The organism is Mitsuaria sp. MSU3D (genome assembly GCF_056867975.1).
In genome coordinates, this window is sequence record NZ_CP200314.1 from 953,044 (window position 1) to 973,296 (window position 20,253).

The 20,253-nt window shown below is 69.0% G+C and carries 17 protein-coding genes; 9 read left to right on the forward strand and 8 right to left on the reverse strand.

The genetic code is table 11. The features are described 5' to 3' along the window. Positions 1 to 88 precede the first annotated feature (88 nt). From AC1VNM_RS04335 to AC1VNM_RS04345, 3 genes are all read left to right on the forward strand, one after another. Positions 89 to 3,568, forward strand: a complete 3,480-nt coding sequence (locus AC1VNM_RS04335) for a S41 family peptidase (protein WP_483106002.1) — start codon at positions 89 to 91, stop codon at positions 3,566 to 3,568. Between the two features lie 187 nt (positions 3,569 to 3,755). Continuing rightward, the gene (locus tag AC1VNM_RS04340; protein ID WP_377155626.1) at positions 3,756 to 4,163 is read left to right on the forward strand and encodes a type II toxin-antitoxin system RelE/ParE family toxin; all 408 of its coding nucleotides are present in this window, start codon (positions 3,756 to 3,758) and stop codon (positions 4,161 to 4,163) included. Between the two features lie 2 nt (positions 4,164 to 4,165). Next, positions 4,166 to 4,561 carry a helix-turn-helix domain-containing protein gene (locus AC1VNM_RS04345; protein ID WP_377155625.1) on the forward strand — a complete coding sequence of 132 codons (396 nt, stop codon included), beginning with the start codon at positions 4,166 to 4,168 and terminating at the stop codon, positions 4,559 to 4,561. 6 nt (positions 4,562 to 4,567) lie between these two features. Here the strand turns inward: AC1VNM_RS04345 and AC1VNM_RS04350 are convergent, their stop codons facing one another. From AC1VNM_RS04350 to tsaE, 3 genes are read right to left on the reverse strand one after another with little or no spacing between them, the layout of a single operon-like run. After that, positions 4,568 to 4,990: a hypothetical protein gene (locus tag AC1VNM_RS04350; RefSeq protein ID WP_483106003.1), complete on the reverse strand. Its 423-nt coding sequence runs from the start codon at positions 4,988 to 4,990 to the stop codon at positions 4,568 to 4,570. Continuing rightward, the gene (locus tag AC1VNM_RS04355; protein ID WP_377155621.1) at positions 4,987 to 6,468 is read right to left on the reverse strand and encodes an N-acetylmuramoyl-L-alanine amidase; all 1,482 of its coding nucleotides are present in this window, start codon (positions 6,466 to 6,468) and stop codon (positions 4,987 to 4,989) included. The genes AC1VNM_RS04350 and AC1VNM_RS04355 overlap by 4 nt, the downstream gene beginning before the upstream one ends. 36 nt (positions 6,469 to 6,504) lie before the next feature. Continuing rightward, positions 6,505 to 7,011 carry a tRNA (adenosine(37)-N6)-threonylcarbamoyltransferase complex ATPase subunit type 1 TsaE gene (tsaE, locus tag AC1VNM_RS04360; protein ID WP_483106004.1) on the reverse strand — a complete coding sequence of 169 codons (507 nt, stop codon included), beginning with the start codon at positions 7,009 to 7,011 and terminating at the stop codon, positions 6,505 to 6,507. Positions 7,012 to 7,106: 95 nt separating this feature from the next. On the opposite strand from tsaE, the gene queG reads away from it, so the two are divergent. Beyond that, positions 7,107 to 8,186, forward strand: a complete 1,080-nt coding sequence (queG, locus tag AC1VNM_RS04365; protein WP_483109236.1) for a tRNA epoxyqueuosine(34) reductase QueG — start codon at positions 7,107 to 7,109, stop codon at positions 8,184 to 8,186. On the opposite strand, the gene AC1VNM_RS04370 is transcribed toward queG, so the two are convergent. Further along, positions 8,164 to 9,045, reverse strand: coding sequence for a LysR family transcriptional regulator (locus tag AC1VNM_RS04370; protein WP_483106005.1), 882 nt, complete (start codon positions 9,043 to 9,045; stop codon positions 8,164 to 8,166). The two genes, queG and AC1VNM_RS04370, sit on opposite strands and share 23 nt — an antisense overlap. A gap of 134 nt (positions 9,046 to 9,179) precedes the next feature. Between AC1VNM_RS04370 and AC1VNM_RS04375 the strand changes: the two genes are divergently transcribed. The 3 genes from AC1VNM_RS04375 to AC1VNM_RS04385 all read left to right on the forward strand — a co-directional run bounded on the left by AC1VNM_RS04375 (position 9,180) and on the right by AC1VNM_RS04385 (position 14,209). Continuing rightward, positions 9,180 to 10,121 (forward strand): amino acid ABC transporter substrate-binding protein, encoded by a 942-nt coding sequence (locus AC1VNM_RS04375; RefSeq protein WP_483109237.1) that lies wholly within the window; start codon positions 9,180 to 9,182, stop codon positions 10,119 to 10,121. Positions 10,122 to 10,139: 18 nt separating this feature from the next. Further along, the gene (gene cuyB, locus AC1VNM_RS04380; protein ID WP_483106006.1) at positions 10,140 to 10,934 is read left to right on the forward strand and encodes a cysteate racemase; all 795 of its coding nucleotides are present in this window, start codon (positions 10,140 to 10,142) and stop codon (positions 10,932 to 10,934) included. Positions 10,935 to 11,023: 89 nt separating this feature from the next. After that, complete coding sequence (locus AC1VNM_RS04385; RefSeq protein ID WP_483106007.1) at positions 11,024 to 14,209, forward strand: sensor histidine kinase; 3,186 nt, start codon at positions 11,024 to 11,026, stop codon at positions 14,207 to 14,209. Here AC1VNM_RS04385 and AC1VNM_RS04390 read toward each other — a convergent pair. Beyond that, on the reverse strand, positions 14,193 to 14,852 hold the full coding sequence (locus tag AC1VNM_RS04390; RefSeq protein WP_483106008.1) for a response regulator: 660 nt from the start codon (positions 14,850 to 14,852) through the stop codon (positions 14,193 to 14,195). The genes AC1VNM_RS04385 and AC1VNM_RS04390 overlap by 17 nt on opposite strands. Before the next feature lie 197 nt (positions 14,853 to 15,049). Here AC1VNM_RS04390 and AC1VNM_RS04395 point away from each other — a divergent pair, with 197 nt between their 5' ends. Continuing rightward, positions 15,050 to 16,765 carry an ATP-binding protein gene (locus AC1VNM_RS04395; protein WP_483106009.1) on the forward strand — a complete coding sequence of 572 codons (1,716 nt, stop codon included), beginning with the start codon at positions 15,050 to 15,052 and terminating at the stop codon, positions 16,763 to 16,765. Here the strand turns inward: AC1VNM_RS04395 and AC1VNM_RS04400 are convergent. The 3 genes from AC1VNM_RS04400 to AC1VNM_RS04410 all read right to left on the reverse strand — a co-directional run bounded on the left by AC1VNM_RS04400 (position 16,749) and on the right by AC1VNM_RS04410 (position 19,203). Next, on the reverse strand, positions 16,749 to 17,738 hold the full coding sequence (locus AC1VNM_RS04400) for an alpha/beta fold hydrolase (RefSeq protein WP_483106010.1): 990 nt from the start codon (positions 17,736 to 17,738) through the stop codon (positions 16,749 to 16,751). The two genes, AC1VNM_RS04395 and AC1VNM_RS04400, sit on opposite strands and share 17 nt — an antisense overlap. A 65-nt stretch (positions 17,739 to 17,803) precedes the next feature. After that, entirely contained in the window at positions 17,804 to 18,457 is a 654-nt protein-coding gene (locus AC1VNM_RS04405) for a hydrolase (RefSeq protein WP_377155609.1), read from the reverse strand. Continuing rightward, entirely contained in the window at positions 18,418 to 19,203 is a 786-nt protein-coding gene (locus AC1VNM_RS04410; RefSeq protein WP_483106011.1) for a response regulator transcription factor, read from the reverse strand. Before AC1VNM_RS04410 ends, AC1VNM_RS04405 begins: the two co-directional genes overlap by 40 nt. Before the next feature lie 325 nt (positions 19,204 to 19,528). Here AC1VNM_RS04410 and AC1VNM_RS04415 point away from each other — a divergent pair, with 325 nt between their 5' ends. After that, positions 19,529 to 20,170 carry a response regulator transcription factor gene (locus AC1VNM_RS04415; protein ID WP_377155606.1) on the forward strand — a complete coding sequence of 214 codons (642 nt, stop codon included), beginning with the start codon at positions 19,529 to 19,531 and terminating at the stop codon, positions 20,168 to 20,170. The last annotated feature ends 83 nt before the right edge of the window (positions 20,171 to 20,253 follow it).

The window sequence follows — 20,253 nt, forward strand, 5'->3', positions numbered from 1 at the left end:
GCAGAGCGCGCAAACCCCGGGGGTGAGCTTCGTCACGGTGAAATCGCAGGGCTATCCTCGCCCGCTGTTTTCACCGCCGATCACGCTCATGCAACCCAGCATCCTCAGCAAGGCCATCACCCTGGCCCTGAGTCTGACCGCCGTCATCGCGGCAGCCCCGACACAGGCTCAGCAGGCCCAGCCTGCCGTCATCGCATCCGCCGCCGCGACGGCCACGACGACCGCACCGACGCAAGCCGTGACCCTGCTGCTGCGCGAGCCCGCCGTGTCCGCGCGCCATCTGGCCTTCGTCTACGGCGGCGACCTGTGGATCGCCAACCGCGACGGCAGCCAGCCGCGCCGGCTCGCCGGCCACGCGGCCGCCGAGTTCGCGCCGCGCTTCTCGCCGGACGGCCAGTGGATCGCGTTCTCCGCGGGTTACGACGGCAACACCGATGTCTACGTCATCGCCGCCAGCGGCGGCCAGCCCCGTCGCCTGACCTGGCACCCGGCCGCCGACGTGGTGACCGGCTGGAGCCCCGACGGCAAGCGTGTGCTGTTCGCCTCCAACCGCGAGGTGCTGAACAACCGCAGCCGACAGCTCTTCGAAGTGCCGGTCGACGGCGGCTTCGAGCAGAAGGTGATGGAGGCCGTGGCCTTCGAAGGCACGTGGTCGCCCGACGGCACGCGCCTGGCCTACCGCCCCTACGCGGCCGCGTACGTCGGCCCGAGCGGCTGGCGCCAGAGCCGCGGCGGCACGACGCCGCCGATCTGGATCCTCGATCCCAAGGGCAAGACCTGGGAGCAGATCCCCCACGTCAACGCGACCGACAGCAACCCGATCTGGATGGGCGACGAGGTCGTCTTCATCTCCGACCGCAACGACGGCGCGGCCAACCTGTTCGCGTTCAACACCAGGACCAAGGCGCTGCGCCAGCTGACGAAGGAAACCGTCTGGGACGTGCGCAGCGCCGACGGCCGTGACGGCCGCATTGTCTACGAGGCCGGCGGCCAGCTGAAGGAAGTCGGCATCGACGGCGGCACCGCGCGTTTCCTCAGCATCGCGCTGAACGAGCCGAGCAACGAGGCGCGCGTGCAGTGGAAGGACGCCGCCAAGACGATGACCGGCGCGTCGCTGTCGGCGACCGGCAAGCGCGTCGTGGTGAGCGCGCGCGGCGAGATCTTCTCCGTGCCGGTGAAGGACGGGGTCGTGCGCAACCTGACGCAGACCTCCGGCGTGCGCGAGAAGGACGGCCTGTGGAGCCCCGACGGCCAGCAGGTCGCCTACGTCTCCGACGAGCCCGGCATGCGCCATCAGGTCGTGATCCGCGACCAGCTCGGCGACCAGGCCGCCAACAAGCCCACGCGCAAGCTGCTGCTGCCGGAGACCGGCTACTACACGCTGCTCGCGTGGTCGCCCGACGGCGCGCGGCTGGTGCTGCAGGACAACCACCTCAACCTGTACCAGCTGCCGTTGACCGGCGCGCAGTCGGGCAAGCTGGCGAAGATCGACAGCAGCGAGCGTCGCGCCGGCTTCGACGTCGGCTTCTCGCCTGACGGTCGTTACCTGGCCTACACGGTGGTGGGCAAGAACTTCTTCAGCCAGGTCCGCATCGCCGACTTCCAGACCGGTCAGCAGCACACGGTCACCGACGGCCTGAGCCACGCCAACCTGCCGGCGTTCTCGACCAAGGGCGACGTGCTGTTCTTCGCCGCGTCGATCAACTCGGGCCCGGCCCAGGTGGGCCTGGACATGTCCACGCAGGAGCGCTCGCTGCGCATGGGCCTGTACGCGGCGGTGCTGCGCGCGGACGGCAAGTCGCCGCTCGAGCCCAAGGCCGGTGACGAGGACGGCAAGGACAAGAAGGCGGACGAGGACAAGAAGGACGACAAGTCGGACAAGTCCGAGAAGGGTGAGAAGGCCGACAAGTCGGAGAAGGCCGACAAGGACGCCAAGGAGTCGAAGGACGACGGGAAGTCCGGCAAGAAGGATGACGGCAAGGACGTGAAGCCCAAGGTCAAGCCGGTGCGCATCGACTTCGCCGGCCTGAAGGACCGCATCGTCGGCCTGCCGGTGTCGACCGCGCGCTACGACGACCTGGCCGTCGCGGACGACGGCGCGCTGTTCTATATCGAGCGCAAGCAGCCGGGCGTGTCCATCGACGCCGAGGCCGGCAACGCCGGCAAGGGCGATCTGTACCGCTTCGACTTCGAGGAGAAGAAGGCCAAGCTGGTCAAGCCGCAGATCGAGGGCTACAGCCTGAGCCCCGACGGCAAGAAGATCCTGCTGAGCCCGGGCGGCGGCCGCCTGGAGATCGCCGATGCCAAGGAGAAGATCGATCCCAAGAGCATCGACCTGTCGGGCCTGAAGACCCGCGTGGATCCGCGCGCCGAATGGCGTCAGATCTTCGACGAGACCTGGTGGATGGAGAAGGAGTTCTTCTACGACCCCAACCTGCACGGCCTCGACTGGAAGGGCGTGTACCAGCGCTATTCGCCGCTGGTGGCGGGTCTGCAGCGCCGCGAGGACCTCAACGATCTGCTGGTCGAGATGATCGGCGAGCTGCAGGTCGGCCACAACCGCACGGGTGGCGGCGACGTGCACCAGGAGGCGCGTGTCGCGGTGGGCCTGCTGGGCGCGGACTTCAGCGTCGAGAACGGCCGGTACCGCATCAAGACGATCTTCAAGGGCGACCGCTGGGACCCCTACCTGAAGGCGCCGCTGGCGGCACCGGGCCTGGGCGTCAAGGAAGGCGACTACCTGCTGGCGGTCAACGGCCAGCCGGTGGACGGCGCGCACAACCTGTACCAGCAGCTGGAGAACACGGTCGGCAAGCAGGTGCAGCTGACGGTGTCGGCCAATGCGAACGGACAGGGCGCGCGCCGCGTGACCGTGGAGCCAATCGCGACCGAGGGCCGGCTGCGCCAGTGGGCCTGGATCGACCACAACCGCGAGGAAGTGGATCGCCTGAGCGGCGGCAAGATCGCCTACGTCTACATGCCGGACACGGCGGGTCCGGGCTTCCAGCACTTCAACCGGATGTTCTTCGCGCAGGTGGACAAGCCGGGGCTGATCGTCGATGACCGCCGCAACGGCGGCGGCCAGGCGGCGAACTACGTGACGGAGCTGCTGAACCGCGCCTACCTGGGCAGCTGGAAGGACCGCGACGGCCTGATCTACGACACGCCCGCGGGCGCGATCTACGGTCCCAAGGCGATGCTGATCGACCAGGACGCGGGCTCCGGCGGCGACTTCATGCCCTATGCGTTCAAGCGCACGGGCCTGGGCCCGTTGATCGGCAAGCGGACTTGGGGCGGCCTGATCGGCATCTCGGCGAACCCGAGCCTGATCGACGGCGGCTTCCTCGTGGTGCCGTTCTTCCGCTTCTTCACGCCGGAAGGCGAGTGGCGCATCGAGAACGAAGGCGTCGCGCCGGACATCGATGTCGATCTGGACCCGGTGGCGGTGAACGCGGGACGCGATGTGCAGCTGGAAGCGGGCGTCGCGAGCGTCCTCGAACGCCTCAAGACCTGGAAGCCGATCCAGCGCACGACGGCACCGGCGATGCCGACGCAGGTCGGCAAGTAAGGCATCTCGCCATCACGAAACGGAACGGGGCTGCGGCCCCGTTTTTCATTGGTGCCGATTGCTTTCTGAATCCTGACCTGTTTCCCACTGAAGAGGGAGCCGGGTCGGCGTCGGGGGAGAAGATCGCCCAAGTGCCGATTGCATGCCTACCATCACCTTGACGTGATATCACGCAAAGGTTATGGTTTTGTCCTCATACGATTGTTCTCCCGGCGCATGGGAAGTCTTCTTTCATGATGAATTCGTCGCCGAATATGAAGCCCTGGAATTGGATGTCCAAGACGCTTTGGTCGGTGCGGCGGGTGCGATCGAATTGTCTGGACCGATGACAGGTAGGCCGCACGTGGACACGCTTCATGGTTCGAAGTTTTCCAACATGAAGGAGCTGCGATTTACGGCAAATGCCGGCAAGGAAGTGTGGCGCGCTGCATTCGCGTTTGATCCTGATCGACAGGCGTGCGTGCTGGTGGCAGGGGCGAAGCAAGGTAGGAGCCAGGCGATGTTCTACGAGCAGTTGATCCGCATTGCCGATCGGCGATTTGCCGATCATCTGGCTCGCAAAGGCCATCGGGGCAGGACGTTCGAGAGGAAATGAAGATGAGCCGATCACTCAAGAGCATCGTCGCGGAGCTTCCGCCGGAGCGGCGCGCAAAGGTTGAGGCCAAGAGTCGTGAGATGGCCGACGACATGATCCGTTACGCGGAGACGCTCGCACAGGCACGCCGCGCTTTGGAAAAGACTCAGACCGAATTGGCCGATGTCCTGCAGATCAAACAGAACGCGGTCGCTCAACTGGAAAAGCGCAGCGACATGCTGCTTTCGACATTGCGGAAGTACGTGTCCGCGATGGGGGCAGAGTTGCAGCTCACCATTCGTACTGCTGCTGGCGTGGTCATCGTGCTCGACGGATTTGGCACACTGTTGCCCGAGGGCGGCGTGCCAGCCAGGCAGCGAGCACGAGCGTCGAGTCGCGCGGCCAAGAGCAAGGGCTGATCGCGCCTAGGAACCGACTGTCGCGACCGCAACTGCAAGCGTCAGCATCGCCAGCGCGACCCGGACGAGCACTGCAATCCCGACTGCCGCCCACGCAGACCTGAACGCTCCGCCCGCTACCTTGTGGGCGCGGTGAGATCCGCGCAGCATCAGCCAGGCGGGCAAGCTCAGGACGGCGCAGACCGGGAGATGGGCCAGCAGCTGCGAGAGGGCATCCGGTGGAACCTGCGTCAGGCACCACCACCAGACGGCGGACGCCGCCACGAAGAAGCCGAGCACCAGCTGGCGTGCGCGAGCCGGTGCCGTTCGCAGGTTGAGGAACGCCAGCACGCCCGCCGCGGGCGGCCCGCCGATGAACCCCGCCAGCAGGATCGAGCCGAACCCGAACAGCGGCTGGGGCGCCGCAGGCTGATCCTCGAGCACCGTCACAGCGCGCGGTGTCTCGCCGCCAGCGGCGGATTCTTCGCGAAGTACCGCGCGATGCCGGTCGCCAGCGCCTTGACCAAGTCGTCCTGGTAGTCCGGATCGCGCAATCTCGCCTCTTCCTCGGGGTTGGAGATGAAGGCCGTCTCCACCAGGATCGACGGCACGTCCGGCGCCTTCAGCACCGCGAAGCCGGCCTGCTCGACGCTCCCCTTGTGCAGCTTGGCCAGCTTGCCGATCTGACCCAGCACTTCGCCGCCCAGCTTCAGGCTGTCCTTGATCTGCGCCGAGGTGCTCATGTCCAGCATCGCGCGCAGCACGCCCGCGTCCTTCACCGCCTTGGTGTTGACGCCGCCGATCACGTCGGCCGCGTTCTCCTTGTCGGCCATCCAGCGCGCGTTCGTCGAGCTCGCGCCGCTGGTCGACAGCGCGAAGACCGAGGCGCCGCGTGCCTTCGGCGTGATGAAGGCGTCCGCGTGGATCGACACGAACAGGTCGGCCTGCACCCGTCGCGCCTTGCGCACGCGCTCGCCCAGCGGGACGAAGAAGTCGGCGTCGCGCGTCATCATCACGCGGATGCGCGGGTTCGCGTTCAGGCGGTCGCGCAGCTTCTTGCCGATCGCCAGCACCACGTCCTTCTCTCTCAGGCCCGTCGGGCCGATGGCGCCCGGATCCTCGCCCCCGTGGCCCGGATCGATCGCGATCACGATCAGCCGGTCCAGCTTGGTCTGGCTCATCTCCGGCGCCACTTCCTTCAGCGGCGGCGCGGGCGGGGGCGGGGTGTCGATCTTCGCGATCGCCGTCGCGCTTGCCGGGCGCTGCGGCGGCGTCGCGGCGCTCGCGGCCTGCTCGGCCGATGAGGCCGCCGACAGCGGCCGGTCGATGCGGCCGATCAGCTCGCCCAGCGCGTCGTTCACCGACTGCGCCGCGGCGGACTCGGCGGCTTCCTTGCCGCGCACCAGGTCCAGCAGCGGATCGCGCTCGCGCGTCGGATACAGGTCCAGCACCAGCCGGTTCTGATAGGCCGCCACCGGCTCGATCGTGAACACCTGCGGCGCCACCGTCTGCTTCAGGTCCAGCACGATGCGCACCACGCGCGGCTGGTTCTGCCCCACGCGCACGCCCGCGATGAACGGATCGTCCGGCTTGACCTTGCCCAGCAGCTCCTTCAGGCCTGCGTTCAGCTCCAGCCCGTCGATGTCGATCACGAGCCGGTCCGGATTCGCCGCCATGAAGCTCTTCGCGGCCAGTTGCCGATCGGATTCGATCGTCACGCGGGTGTAGTCGCTCGCCGGCCAGACCCGCACCGCGACGATGTTGGTGGCGCTCGCGGCCAGCGCCGGCACGGCGGGCAGCACGGAGAAGCTCAGCACCGTCGCGCCCATGCGGCCCAGGGCCTTGCGGCGGCTCCGCGAGGGCAGGTCGGCGCGCGTCGGCGTCGTGTCTGCGGTGGAGGAGGGCAGGCCGGTCATGTCTCCGTTCATGTCTGCGTTCATGTGTGGCGGGCGCTTGCCGTCGGATCAGTGGGACGGTCCGGCCAGTTGCCGGTCCAACTCCACCAGCAAATCCTGACCCCGCACCGTGTGCGCTTCAGCCCGAACGTCGCGGCTGTCGTCGTCGTTGACCGTGAGGAACAGCCGCAGGTCCGGCGTCGGCAGCATGCCGGCGGCCTTCTCGGGCCATTCGCTGAGCTTGAGCCCCGGCGCGGCGAACAGGTCGCGGAAGCCCGCGTCCTCCCACTCGCGCGGATCGCTGAAGCGGTAGAAGTCGAAATGATGGGCGGGCAGGCCGGCCAGGCCCGGCGGGGCGTAGTCTTCGACCACGGCATAACTCGGGCTCTTGATGCGGCCGGTGACGCCCAGCGCGCGCAGCAGATGACGGACCAGGCTGGTCTTGCCGGCCCCCAGGCCGCCGTCGAGTTCAATGCTCAGGTCCGCGATCTGCGGACAGCGGGCCAACGCCTGTGCGAAACGTTCGCAGGCGGCCTCGTCGGGCCAACGGTACGGGCGGGTTTCTAGAATGCTCAACTGCGATGAATTCCCTGGTCAACACGCCACGGCCCGACGCGTCCTCCGATGACCCGTCGAGCCCCTCCCGAGACCCCGACGCGCTGCGTGCGCTGATGGTCGAGGTCCGCGCCTGGGCGCTTGAGTTCGGATTCTCACAGATTGGGGTGGCCCACGTCGATCTGAGCGACGCGGAAGCCGGTTTGCAGGCCTGGCTCGACGCCGGTTTCCATGGCGAGATGCGGTACATGGCCGCGCACGGCCTCAAGCGCGCTCGACCCGCCGAACTGGTGCCGGGCACGATCAGCATCCTGACCGCCCGCATGGACTACCTGCCCGAGGCCGCCGGCGACGACTGGCAGGACCGCGAATGGGCCGCGATGCGCGACCCGGCGCGCGCGCAGGTCTCGCTCTATGCCCGCGGCCGGGACTATCACAAGGTGTTGCGCCAGCGGCTGCAGCAACTGGCGGACCGTATCCAGGAACGCGTCGGCCCGATGGGGCACCGCGTGTTCACCGATTCCGCGCCGGTGCTGGAGGTCGAGCTCGCCAGCCGCTCCGGCATCGGCTGGCGCGGCAAGCACACGCTGACGTTGCATCGCGACAGCGGGTCGATGTTCTTCCTCGGGGAGATCTACCTGGACCTCGCGCTGCCGACCAGCGAGCCGGTCACCGCGCATTGCGGCCAGTGCCGCGCCTGCCTCGACGCCTGCCCGACGGGGGCGATCATCGCCCCGTACCGCCTCGACGCGCGGCGCTGCATCAGCTACCTGACGATCGAGCAGGACGGTCCCATCCCGATCGAATTCCGCGAGGCGATCGGCAACCGCATCTACGGCTGCGACGACTGCCAGCTCGCGTGCCCCTGGAACAAGTTCGCGCGCAGGAACCCGCTGCCGGACTTCGAATGGCGCGAGCCGCTGGGACATGCGTCGCTCCTGGAACTCTTCGGCTGGGACGAGGCGACTTTTCTCAAGCGCACCGAAGGCTCCGCGATCCGACGCATCGGCCATGCGCGATGGCAACGCAACATCGCCGTGGCGATGGGGAACGCGCTGAGGCAAGACCTGGCGCCGGATCTGCGCTCGGACCTGCTGGCGGCGCTGACCGCCGCGTTGCCGACGGCGACGCCCGTCGTGGCCGAGCACATCGAGTGGGCGCTGGCGCAGGACGCTATTCCTCGATCGCCTGCCTGAACGCCGCGATGAAGTCCGCGACCGGCTGCGGCGAATGCAGCCCTTGCGGCTGGACGGCGCGGACCTCGACCGGCACCTCCGGCAGCAGCGTGCGGATGTGCAGGTCGCCGCCGCTGGCCTGGGCGGTGAAGGAGTCGATGATGGCCGGCCCGAATCCCTGCTCGGCCATCACCATGGCGATGTGGTGCGTCTGCACCGTGATGCCGGCGCGCGGCGACAGCGCCAGTCGCGCCCACTGATCGGCGAGCACGGCGCCCAGCGGATCGTGCTCGTCGATGCGGATGAACGGCTCCCGCAGGAGGTCCTGCAGCGCCACCGTCGTGCGACGGTCCGCACCCGCCTTGCTGCGGGGCGACGCGCAGACCAGCCGCCCGGTGGCGACGAGTTCTTCGGAGAGTGCCGCGTGGGACGGGCGTCCGTACACGATGCCGACATCGCCTTCCTGGAGCAGCATCGCCCGCGCGATGTCGTTCGAATGCAGCGTCCGCACGCTGATCGGCAGATCGCGATAGCGCCGGCGGAAGACCTTCAAGGCGTCGGGCAGGGCCTTCACGGCCAGCGAGGGCACGATCAGGATGCGGAAGCCTTGTCCCTCGCCGGTGCCCAGTGCCGTGGCCATGCGCCGCACCGATTCCAGCTGCGACATCAGCGCCTGCACCTCCGGGTAGAGCGCCTGCGCCTCGCGCGTGGGCATCAGGCGCCGCCGTTGCCGCGTGAACAGCGCGTACCCCAGCTGCAGCTCCGCCAGCTGCAGCGACTGGGTCACCGCCGGTTGGGTGACGTGCAGCAGCTTCGAGGCCGCGCTCACGGAGCCCGTCAGCATGACCGCGTGGAAGACCTCGATGTGCTTCAGTCGCATGGATGGACATTGCCGACGAACATAAGACCAGCTTATACGAAGCGGCGCGATCCCGATGCTCGCAAACGGCGATGGCCACTATCGTTGACGCCATGCAAACTTCACTTCTCCCGACAAAGGAATACGCCATGAAGATGCCCGCTCCCCGTGCCGTTGCCGTGTCCTTCGCCTCGACGGCTCCGATCGCGTCGATCGCCGTCTGCGCCTTGACCGCCATGACCGCGTTCATCGCTGGGCCCGCCGCGGCGCAGCCCTCGGGCACGCTCGAGAAGGTGAAGTCCTCGGGCGTGATCACCGTCGCGTACCGGGATTCCTCGATCCCGTTCTCCTACCTCGGCGCGGACGGGCAGCCGACCGGTTTCGGCTGGGAGATCTGCGGCAAGGTCGTCGAGCAGGTGAAGAAGGCCACCGGCCGCGCCGACCTGAAGGTGGCCACGCAGTCCGTGACCTCGCAAAACCGCATCCCGCTGCTGGACAACGGCACGATCGACATCGAATGCGGCTCCACCACCAACAACAGCGAGCGCGCGAAGCAGGTGGACTTCGCGATCAACTACTTCTACACGGGCACCCGGCTGCTGGTGAAGTCGAGCTCGCCGATCAAGACCTTCGCCGACCTGAAGGGACGCAAGGTCGTGTCGACCACCGGCACGACCAACTACCAGGTGATGCGGCGGATGAACCAGGAGCAGAACCTGGGCTTCGAGATGCTCGGCGCCAAGGACCATGCCGACGCCGCGCTGCTGGTGCAGTCGGGCCGGGCCGACGCGTTCGCGATGGACGACATCCTGCTGTACGGGCTGCGCGCCGGGGCGCTCAATCCGGCCGAGCTCGCGGTGGTCGGCGATCCGGTCCAGGTGGAGCCCTACGCGATCATGGTCCGCAAGGACGATGCCGCGTTCAAGAAGCTGGTCGACGCCACGCTGACGGGCCTGATGAAGAGCGGCGAGTTCGAGGCGCTCTACAAGAAGTGGTTCCAGTCGCCGATCCCGCCCAAGGGCATCACGCTGGGCGCGCCGATGAGCCGCGAGCTGCAGGAGAACCTGCAGGCGCTGTCGGACAAGCCCGCGCGCTGATCGCGCACTGATCCCGTCATGACGCACACCACACCGCGACCCGCGCGCGGCGAGGGCGGAGCCTTGCCCGCCGCGCCGGGCATCGTCGGCGTCCTCGGCGGCATGGGTCCGCTGGCGACGGTCGACTTCATGCGCAAGCTGCTGGCCGCCACGCCGGCCGCCACGGACCAGGAGCACATCCCCGTCGTGGTGAGCAGCATCCCGCAGGTCCCCGACCGCACCGCGGCCTTCCGTGGCGAGGGCGAATCGCCGCTCGCCGCGATGATCGTCAGCGGCCGTCGCCTGGCCGCGGCGGGCGCGGGCGTGGTCGTCGTGCCCTGCAACACCGCGCACCTGTGGTTCGACGACCTCGAACAGGCGCTGGGCCTGCCGATGATCCACCTCGTGGACGCGGCGATCGCCGAGGCGCTCGACCTCGTGCCGGAAGGCGGCAAGGTCGGCCTGCTGGCGACCGACGCGACGCTGGCCTCCGGGCTCTATCTGAACCGCAGGCCGCCGCGGGGCAGGGCGGTGCAATGGCTGCTGCCGACCGCGGGCGAGATGCTCGAGCTGATCATGCCGGCCATCGCGGAGGTCAAGGCGGGGCAACTCGCGATGGCGGCGCCGCGACTGACCGCGGCCGCGCAGCGCTTGCGGGCACGGGGTGCCCGTGCGCTCGTGCTCGGATGCACCGAGATCCCGCTGGTGCTCGATGAGCAGTCGGCCGGACTGCCGGTGATCGATGCGACTGCGGCGCTGGCGCGTCGCGCCGTGGCCTGGGCGAGGCAGACGGCTCCGCGACGTGAGTCAGTCCCTGTGAGTCAGCGGATGTGAGCGAGCATCTGTGAGCCAGTAAAGATAATGGCCCCCTCCCATCCACGGGCCTGTGATTGAAAAGAGCTCTCCAACGGATCGTCCCGCGTTTGCGCCAGACCTTGATCGGCCGGCTGGCCGCGGTCGCCATCGCATGGCTGACCGGCGCCGCCGTCTGGGCCCTGCCGGCGGACTACAGCGTCGACGAGCTGTATCACACCCAGTGGACCGTCCGTGACGGCGTGCCGACCGGCATTGCCGCCATGGTCCAGACCCCGGACGGCTTCCTGTGGCTGGGAAGCCCGGGCGGGCTGTTCCGCTTCGACGGCGTGAGCTTCGAGCGCTTTTCGGGCGTCGACGGCGTCCCGCTCCTGTCCCAGGACATCTACTCCCTGAACGTCGCCGCGGACGGCGCGTTGTGGATCGGGCATCACCTCGGTGGCGTGAGCCGCCTGCAGCAGGGTCGGCTGGTCAACCACGGCCCGGATCAAGGCCTGCCGCGATCGTCGGTGAGCGCGTTGGGGCAGGACGGCGACGGCACCATCTGGGCCGGGACCACCCGGGGCCTCTATCGGCTGGAGGGCGGCCGCTGGTCCCCGGCCAACAGCGCCTGGCACGTGCCGACGGAACCCGTGGACGCCCTGGTGCTCGACCGCGACCGCACCTTGTGGGTGATGAGCGCCGACCGGGTCTACTTCCTCCGCAAGGGGGCCGCCCGGTTCGAGACCTTCGCCGCGACCATCCCGAGGAGCGACTACTCGACGCTGGTGCTGCATCCGGACGGCACCGCCATGGTGTGCATGGACACCCGGGTGATGGCGCTGACGTCGCCCGCCTCGTCCCGCGAGCCGGCCGTCATTCCCGGCTGGACGGATCGCCCGGTCGACATCGGTGCCAACCGCTGCGGGTTCGACCGGCAGGGTCAGCTGTGGTTCGGAGGACTCAAGGGCGGCGGACGCTTCCCGGCCGCTCCTGATGGCAGAACCTCCGCGGCCTCCACGACTGCAGCGACCATCGCGCGGGTTGCGCGGGCCGCGCGGTCGGAGACCACCGCGCTGATGACGCTCACCGGCACCTCCCTGGCGAAGGTGCTGGAGGACCGCGAAGGCAACATCTGGATAGCCACCCGCAGCGGGCTGGACCGGATCCGCGCGCCCGCGCTGCGCAGGCTGCCGTTGGACGTGGGGGCGATGGAGTACCCGCTGGCCCCGGCCCGGGACGGCGGCGTCTGGATCGGGACCTCGGAAGGCAACCTCTTCCGCTCGTCTCCCGGCGCGCAGGAACAGGTCAGGTCCGATCCGCATTTCCGGGCCGGCATCGACGTCCTCTACACCGACCCGTCCGGCACGCTGTGGGCCGCCGCCGACGATTCGATCCTGGAGCGCCTGCCGGATCACCGCTGGCGCCGGTCGGCGCGCCGCGGGGCCGCCGCCGCAGCCCCGAGTCAGCCCGGAACCAACGCCTATTCCAACATCGAGGCGATGACCCAGGATCCGCAAGGCGGCATGTGGGTGTCCGTGCTCCGAGTCGGCGTGTACCGCGTCGTCGGCGACCAGTGGACGCTATGGGGAGGACGCACGGACATGCCCGTCAACAACGTGACGGCCCTGTTCACCGATGCGCGCGGACGGGTGTGGTTCGGTTATGACGACGGCAGGGTCGGCGTGCTCGACGGCGACCGGTTCGCCACCGTCGTGGCGCCCGCGGAAACGCCGCCGCGCCCGGTGCTGGGAGAGGTGTCCGTCTTCGTGCAGCAGGGGGAGACGCTCTGGATCGGTACACAGAAGGGCTTGTGGAGGCTGGATGAGCGTCTGCATGAGCGGCAGGAACAGCGGCTGGCCCTCCAGGCGGTCGAAGGCACGCGGGGGCCGTTCATCGGCGTCGTGGGCATCGTGCCGACCGCTTCCGGGGACCTGTGGCTGAGCACGGTGGAGGGCCCGGTCCGCCTGGACGCGGCCGAGCTGCAGCTGGCCCGCGGGCGTCCCGACCATCGCCTCCGCCACGAGCTGCTCGACTACCTCGACGGCCTGCCCGGCGTGCCCGATGGCGCCGAAGGCAACGACGGCCGGATCTGGTTCGCCACGGTGAACGGCGTCGTGTGGATGGACCCGTCGAAACGACCGCGCAACACGGTCGCCCCCACGGTGGTGGTGAAGGCCATCGTCGCGGACGGTACGCTCCATCCCTTCTCGGCGGATGCACCGACCCGACTGCCGCTCCGCACGCGCGATCTGAAGATCACCTTCACCGCGCCCAGCCTGACGATGCCGGAGCGGGTGCGTTTCCGTTATCGCCTGGCCGATGCGAGCGATGCAGGCGCAATGGGTGATTCGGGTGACGCGGGCGCCGGATGGCAGGACATCGGCAATCACCGCGAGGTCTACTTCAAGGACCTGGCGCCGGGCCGGTATCGATTCCAGGTGACTGCCGCCAACAACGACGGCCTCTGGAGCGACACGGGCGCCAGCGTCGAGGTCGTCATCCCGCCCGCCTTCGTGCAGACGCCGTGGTTCATCGCCTTGTGCGTGATCGCGGTGCTTGGCGCGCTGTGGCTGCTGTACCTGATGCGCCTGCGCGCGGTCAACGACCGGCTGCGCCTGCGGCTGGAGGAACGCATGGTGGAACGAGAGCGCATCGCGCGCGAGCTGCACGACACCTTCCTGCAGGCCGTGCAGGGCCTGATGCTGCGCTTCCATTCCGCGATGGAGCGCATCCCCCCGCATGAGCCCGCGCGCGAGCTGATGGAACACGCGCTGGACAGCGCCGACGACGTGATCGCCGTGGGCCGGGACGCCGTGCTGAACCTGCGCGAGCCGGCGGACCTGTCGATCGACCTGGCCGCGGATCTGCAACTGATCGGCGAACGCTGGTCGCAGGACACCGGCGTCGCCTTCAGGGCCGAGGTGCTGGGCGCCGTGAGGGCCCTCGACCCGATCGTGCTGCAGGAGTGTCAGCGCCTGGCCACCGAGGCCCTGAGCAACGCGTTCCGCCACGCCGAGGCCGCGACCGTGCGGCTGGACATCGCCTACACGCCCCGGTCGTTCTCGCTGCGGGTGTCGGACGACGGACGCGGCTTCGACACCGCGGTCCGGCACGCCGACCGCTGGGGCCTGGTCGGCATGCGCGAACGGGCCGCCCGCCTGCGGGCGATCCTGGAGGTCCGCTCGGACGCCGGCGGCACCGCCGTGCATCTGCGGGTGCCGGGGCGTCTGGCCTACCGGCGGACGCGGCGCGGCTGGCTGCAGTGGCTGACGGGGGCCGGATCACGGCCGCGGCCGGTCAGAGATCCTCGTTGAGGATGCCGCGCCGCATGGCGATGACGACGGCTTGAAGCCGGTCGCTGGCGCCCAGCTTGACCAGGATGTTCTTCATGTGGGTCTTGACCGTCTCCTCCGACACGCCGAGCCGGTCCGCGACCTGCTTGTTGGCGCCGCCCGCGGCCACTTCGCCGAGCACCTCGACCTCGCGCGGCGACAGCGCCTCGTCCGTGACCCGACGGGACAGTTCGAGTGCCACTTCCGCGGCGACGTAGCGCCTGCCGGCATGGACGTCGCGCACGGCGGACACCAGTTCCTTGCGCAAGGTGTTCTTCAACAGATAGCCCCAGGCCCCGATCTTGAGCGCGCGCAGGGCCTGCACGTCGCCGCGGTAGGTGGTCAGCACGACGATGCGCGCCGAGGGCCAGCGCTTCAGGATCTCGCCCATCGCGACCATGCCGTTCATGCGCGGCATCTGCAGGTCCATCAGCGTGATGTCGGGGCGGTGCCGCTCGTACATCGCCACGGCCTCGAGGCCGTCCTCGGCCTCGGCAAGAAGCGTCATGTCCGGCTGTCCCGAGATCACCGCGCCGATGCCGGTGCGGACCATCGGATGGTCGTCGACGACGAGCAGGCGGATCGGGCGCTCGGGGGAGCCGGGCACGGACGGGGACAGGGACATGGGCGGCGCGCGAGGCGCGGTTCGGAATCAGCGGGCGACCTTACCGCCGGCGTTCCGGCTCGGTCAAGAAAAATGCCGTGCCACTCACTCGATCGAGTGAGTGGGCGATCCCTGCGTGGTGGCTGGCGGCGTCGATACGCGGCTCCTAGAGTTCCCGCCCATCGGGCCGTTCCGGCCGGCCCCCCGGGGAGTGGATCATGGATGTCGCGGCGCGGCCTCGCAGGCAGTTCGTCTTCGGGCCCTTCACCCTGCTGCCTGAACGGCAGCTGCTCCTGAACGGCGGCACGCCATCGAGGATCGGCGGGCGTGCGCTCGACCTCCTCACGGCGCTGGTCGAGCGTCCCGGGGAGATGGTGACCAAACGCGAGCTCATGGCGCGCGCCTGGCCGAGCACGGTCGTCGACGAGAGCAATCTCAAGGTCAACATGGCCGGCCTGCGGCGCGTGCTGGGCGAAGGCGTCGGCGACCCGCGATACATCGCGACGGTCATCGGCCGGGGGTACCGGTTCATCGCCGACGTCCATGTCCCGGAATCGCCCGAACCCTCGCCGAAGAAGGTGGCGCCCTTGCGCAGGCACAACCTGCCGACCGGCACGACACGGGTGGTCGGAAGGGCGGACGCGATCGCCGCCCTGCAGCAGGACCTGCAAGGGTCGCGGCTCATGTCGCTGCTCGGGCCGGGCGGCATCGGGAAGACGACCGTGGCGCTTGCCGTCGCCCAGGGCGCGCTCCCGTCGTTCAAGGACGGGGCATGGCTCGTGGACCTCGCGCCCCTGAAGGATCCGTTGCTGGTTCCGCATGTCGTCGCGACCGCGATCGGCATGGTGGCGCATTCGGCCGACATGCTGGCCGCACTGTGCGACTGCCTGCGCGACCAGCAACTGCTGCTCGTGATCGACAACTGCGAGCACCTCATCGACGCGGCCGCCGCCTGCGTGAATCGCATCCTGGCGGAAGCGGCCGGCGTGAAGATCCTGGTCACGAGCCGCGAGCCGCTGCTCGTGAAGGGCGAACGCGTGCGCCGGCTGCCCGGTCTGGCGGCGCCGGCCGCCTCCGCGCAGCTGAGCGCCGCGCAGTCCCTGGCGTTCCCCGCCATCCAGCTCTTCGTGGAGCGGGCGACCGAACGCCTGGCATCGTTCGCGCTCAGTGACGGCGATGCGCCAAGGGTGGCCGAGATCTGCCGGCGGCTGGACGGCCTGGCGCTGGCGATCGAATTCGCCGCCACGCGCGTCGATGCGTTCAGCGTCGGCGGCCTGCTCCAGCAGCTCGACGACCGCTTCCGCCTGTTGCAAGGGCGACGCGCCGGCCCCGAGCGGCATCGCACGCTGACCGCGACGCTCGACTGGAGCTACGGTCTGCTGTCGGACGGCGAAGCCGCGCTGTTGCGGGCGGTGTCGGTGTTCGCGGGCGTCTTCGACAGCGAGGGCGCCGCGGCCGTCGCGGATCTGCCGGGCGCGGAGGCCGCGGAGGGACTGGCGCAACTCGCCGCCAAGTCGCTGCTGGCGGCGGACCTGGACGCGTCCGGCGTGGCCTATCGCCTGCTCGAGACGACGCGGACCTATTGCATCGAACGACTGCGGGCCGCCCGCGAGGAGCCGGCCGTGCGCGGACGCCATGCGCGCTACCTGTGCGCGACGCTCGAGCGCGCCGGCGCCGAATGGGCGAAGCGGCCCGCGGACGATTGGGCCGCGGCCGACGGACGTTCCATCGACGATCTGCGCGGCGCGCTGGCCTGGGCCGCCGCGGACGCGGAGCATGAGTTCACCGAAGGATTCGCGACGCGGGATCTGATGAGCGCCGCCGAGCTGCTGAGCGAGCTCGGCGGCGCCAGCGATGCATCGACTGCGCCGACGGCATCGGAGACGTCAATGACGTCGATGACGTCGACGCCTTCGCTTACTTCGACGCCTTGACGTTCTTCTGCAGGAAGGTGCGCATCAGCCCGGCGATCTTCTCGCTCTCCTCCTCGAGCGCGAAGTGGCCGGTGTCGAGCAGGTGCAGCTCCGCCTTGGGCAGGTCACGCAGATAGGGGTGGGCGCCGGCGGGCGGGAAGATCTTGTCGCCCTTGCCCCAGACGATCAGCATGGGCGGCTGATGCTTGCGGAAATAGGCCTGCCAGGACGGGTACAGCGGCGGGTTCGTCCCGTAGCTGTAGAACATCTCGAGCTGGATGTCCTTGTTGCCCGGCCGGTCCATGTAGAACTGGTCCGTGGCCGCGGCGTCGGGGCTGATGTGGGCCGCGTCGCGGTAGCCCTCCGCGTACTGCCACTTCGTCGCGGACAGCTCGAACAGGCCGCGCAGCTTGTTGCCGTTGGCCACGGACTTGTCGGCCCAGTAAGCCTTGGCGGGGACCCAGAACTCGTTGTCCAGACCTTCGTCGTAGGCGTTGCCGTTCTGGACCACGATCGCGGTGATGCGCTCGGGATGCGCGGCCGCGAGGCGGTAGCCGATCGGCGCGCCGTAGTCCTGCACGTACATCGCGTAGTGCTTCGCGCCGACGGCCTCGGTGAACTTGTCGATGACCTTGGCGAGGTTGTCGAAGCTGTACTGGAACTTGTCCATGGCCGGCATGTCGCTCTGACCGTAGCCGGGGTAGTCGGGTGCGATCACGCGGTAGCGATCGGCCAGGCGCGGGATCAGGTTGCGGAACATCTGCGACGAGGTCGGGAAGCCGTGCAGCAGCAGCAGCACCGGCGCATCCTTCGGACCCGCTTCGCGGTAGAAGATGTTGAGGCCGTCGATCTTCACCGTGCGATAACTGACCGCCGCCGTGCTGACGACGTTCGTCGCTTCCTTGGCGGCGGTGGGGGCGGCCTGGACGCCGTGCGGCGCGAACGCCAGCAGCAGCGATGTCGCCAGGGCCCAGGCGTGGGCGGAGTGCTTCATGGGAAACCTTTCAGGGTTGAAGGAAAGAAGGAAGAAATGAAGAAGGGGTGGATGGGGGAAGCGCGTCAGCCTTCGGTCGCGCCGAACATCGCGTTGGCGTAGGCGATCCCCACGCCGTACGCGCCGGCCAGTTGCCGGGCGATGCCGGTGGTGAGTTCGTAGGTCTCGGCGCGGCCCCAGTCGCGCTGCAGTTCGAGCAGGTACTGCAGCGAGGTCATCGGCTGCGCGCCTGCCTGCACCATGCGGGCGACGGCGCGCTCATGGGCCTCCGCCGTGACGTCGCCGCAGGCGTCGGTGAGCACGTGGACGTCGAATCCCTGTTCCAGCGCGGACAGCGCCGGCCCCACGATGCACACGGAGGTCCACAGGCCCGCAAGGACCACGCGCGGCTTGCCGATGGCGTTGAGGGTGCGGACGACGTTGGCGTCCTCCCAGCAGTTCATCGTGCTGCGGTCGATCAGTTCCTGGGCGGGGAAGGCGTCGGTGACCTCGTCGAACATCGGGCCGGAGAAGCTGCGCGCCGCGACGGTCGTCAGGATCGTGGACACCTTGAAGCCGGCGGCGGCACGGGCCACGATGGCGGCGTTGTTGCGCAGGCTCACGCCGTCGATGGACTGCGTGGCGAAGGCCATCTGCGCCTGGAAGTCGATCAGCACCAGGGTGTGATCGGTCGGCGTGATCAGGCGGGATGCAGCGCTGGCGGTGGCGGTGATGGGCATGGGGCCTCCTCGGAGAAAGTCGGGGTTGCGTAACGAGTCCCCAGTCTCGGAAGAAGGGCGCCCGGCGCCAACGCACGTGCGGTCATGCTCGGCTCGTCCATTCGGACAGGTGCGCCGTCCGCGGGGCTGGGTCGCGTGAGCAGTCCGCGCTCCGAGGCGATCCACAGGGCCTCGGTGCGGCACCGGGCGCCGAGCTTCGAGAAGAGCGTGCGCAGGTGCGCCTTCACCGTGCCCTCGGAGATCGCGAGCGAGCGCGCCATCTCCTTGTTGCTCAGGCCGCGCAGGACGAGCGCCAGCACCTCGCGCTCGCGCAGGGTCAGGGTGGGTTGATCCAGCCTGTCGGCCAGGCGCAGCGAGGCCGCCGTGCAGAGATGGCGATGACCCGCCGCCACGGCCCTGACGGCCCGGACGATCTCGTCGCGACCACAGCTCACCATCACATAGCCCCGGATGCCGGCCTCCACGGCGCCGCGCACGTCGAGCGTCTGGCCGTCCATCGCGACGATCAGCGTCTGCGTGCGGGGCGATGGGCCGGAGGGCGGCGCGGCCGCGTGCTGCCAGGCCTGTCGCACCGTGCGTTGCATGGCTCGCGCCGGGTCGAGGACGAGCACGTCCGGCGCCCCCTGCGGCGCGGGTGGATGCGCGGTGTCATGGGACGACGGCCTCAGCTCGAATTCGGGCCACGCGCCGAGGATCTGACGAAGTCCCGCTTCAACAACCGGCACCTCGTGGGAGAGCTCGATCACGGTGGGTCTTGCGGACATCGCAGCGCTAGGAGGGAAGGGGGGGCGTTGATCCACGCGGGTCTCCTGCGGATGGCGGTGAGACGAGTATGGAAGGTGGAAGCCCGGTGGACACGGCGTGAACGCCGCGTCTCACCTCGTTTCACCATGATTAACCGGGAGCGGTGGCGGCCGCGCATGACCTGGCACCTTCGACGTTTCCCGGTGAAAAACGATGGACCGTCGTGCACCGCGGCTTATGGTTCTTAACCGGAACTAACTCGACGCCCCATCGTCCTTGGGTCGACGATGACGGCCAGTCGTGCCGGTGCACGAACAGGAGTTCATCATGGTTCGTGCCCCCTCCGGTCTGCTGAGAGTCGCCGTCGATCACGAGGAGCCGCTGCTCGCGATGGGTCTTCGCGCCGCGCTGCATCGCGCCCCCCACCTGCAGCTGATGCAGCCGGGCGAAGCGCTCGACGGGCTGCCGGCTCAGGTGCTCGTGACGGATTGGTCGAGGGGCGTGCAAGGGCTGTCGGCGAGCCGCGCCGATCCGCAGCGTGCCGCGAGCGTGCTGGTCGTCTCGTCGCAGGCGCGCGAGCAGCCGATGCTGTCCGCGCTGCGTCGAGGGCTGGGCGGCGTGCTGCTGGCGTCCTGCACTGAAACCGAACTGCTGCTTGCCGTGGACGCGCTCGCGGCCGGCCGCAGCTATGTGTGCGCGGAGGTGGCGCAGCGGGTCGCCGCCAACTTCTCGCGCGAGCCGCTGACCTGCCGCGAGGAGACCGTCCTCCAGCTGCTGGCGCGCGGGCAATGCAACAAGTCCATCGCGACCAACCTCGGCATCGCGCCGGGCACGGTCAAGAGCCACGTCAAGGCCATCCTCGGCAAGCTCGCCGCGTCCACGCGCACCGAGGCCGCGAGCATCGCGGCGGAGCTTGGCATCGTCGAGTTCACACGGTCGCCGCGGTATGAGCTCGCCTCGCTGAATTGATGCCATCCACGCAGCGGCGCGACGCCTCCTGGCGCGCGTCCTCCTGACGCGAGGGCGCCTCCTGCCCGCTAGGGCATTTTTCA

What these genes read in the sequence shown, in the direction of transcription:
- cuyB (WP_483106006.1), top strand. Translation starts at nt 10,140, where the DNA reads ATGACGCACACCACACCGCGACCCGCGCGCGGCGAGGGCGGAGCCTTG.
- AC1VNM_RS04390 (WP_483106008.1), bottom strand. Translation starts at nt 14,852, where the DNA reads ATGTCCCTGTCCCCGTCCGTGCCCGGCTCCCCCGAGCGCCCGATCCGC.
- AC1VNM_RS04415 (WP_377155606.1), top strand. Translation starts at nt 19,529, where the DNA reads ATGGTTCGTGCCCCCTCCGGTCTGCTGAGAGTCGCCGTCGATCACGAG.
- AC1VNM_RS04345 (WP_377155625.1), top strand. Translation starts at nt 4,166, where the DNA reads ATGAGCCGATCACTCAAGAGCATCGTCGCGGAGCTTCCGCCGGAGCGG.
- AC1VNM_RS04355 (WP_377155621.1), bottom strand. Translation starts at nt 6,468, where the DNA reads ATGAACGGAGACATGACCGGCCTGCCCTCCTCCACCGCAGACACGACG.
- queG (WP_483109236.1), top strand. Translation starts at nt 7,107, where the DNA reads ATGGTCGAGGTCCGCGCCTGGGCGCTTGAGTTCGGATTCTCACAGATT.
- AC1VNM_RS04370 (WP_483106005.1), bottom strand. Translation starts at nt 9,045, where the DNA reads ATGCGACTGAAGCACATCGAGGTCTTCCACGCGGTCATGCTGACGGGC.
- AC1VNM_RS04335 (WP_483106002.1), top strand. Translation starts at nt 89, where the DNA reads ATGCAACCCAGCATCCTCAGCAAGGCCATCACCCTGGCCCTGAGTCTG.
- AC1VNM_RS04405 (WP_377155609.1), bottom strand. Translation starts at nt 18,457, where the DNA reads ATGCCCATCACCGCCACCGCCAGCGCTGCATCCCGCCTGATCACGCCG.
- AC1VNM_RS04375 (WP_483109237.1), top strand. Translation starts at nt 9,180, where the DNA reads ATGCCCGCTCCCCGTGCCGTTGCCGTGTCCTTCGCCTCGACGGCTCCG.
- AC1VNM_RS04400 (WP_483106010.1), bottom strand. Translation starts at nt 17,738, where the DNA reads ATGAAGCACTCCGCCCACGCCTGGGCCCTGGCGACATCGCTGCTGCTG.
- AC1VNM_RS04395 (WP_483106009.1), top strand. Translation starts at nt 15,050, where the DNA reads ATGGATGTCGCGGCGCGGCCTCGCAGGCAGTTCGTCTTCGGGCCCTTC.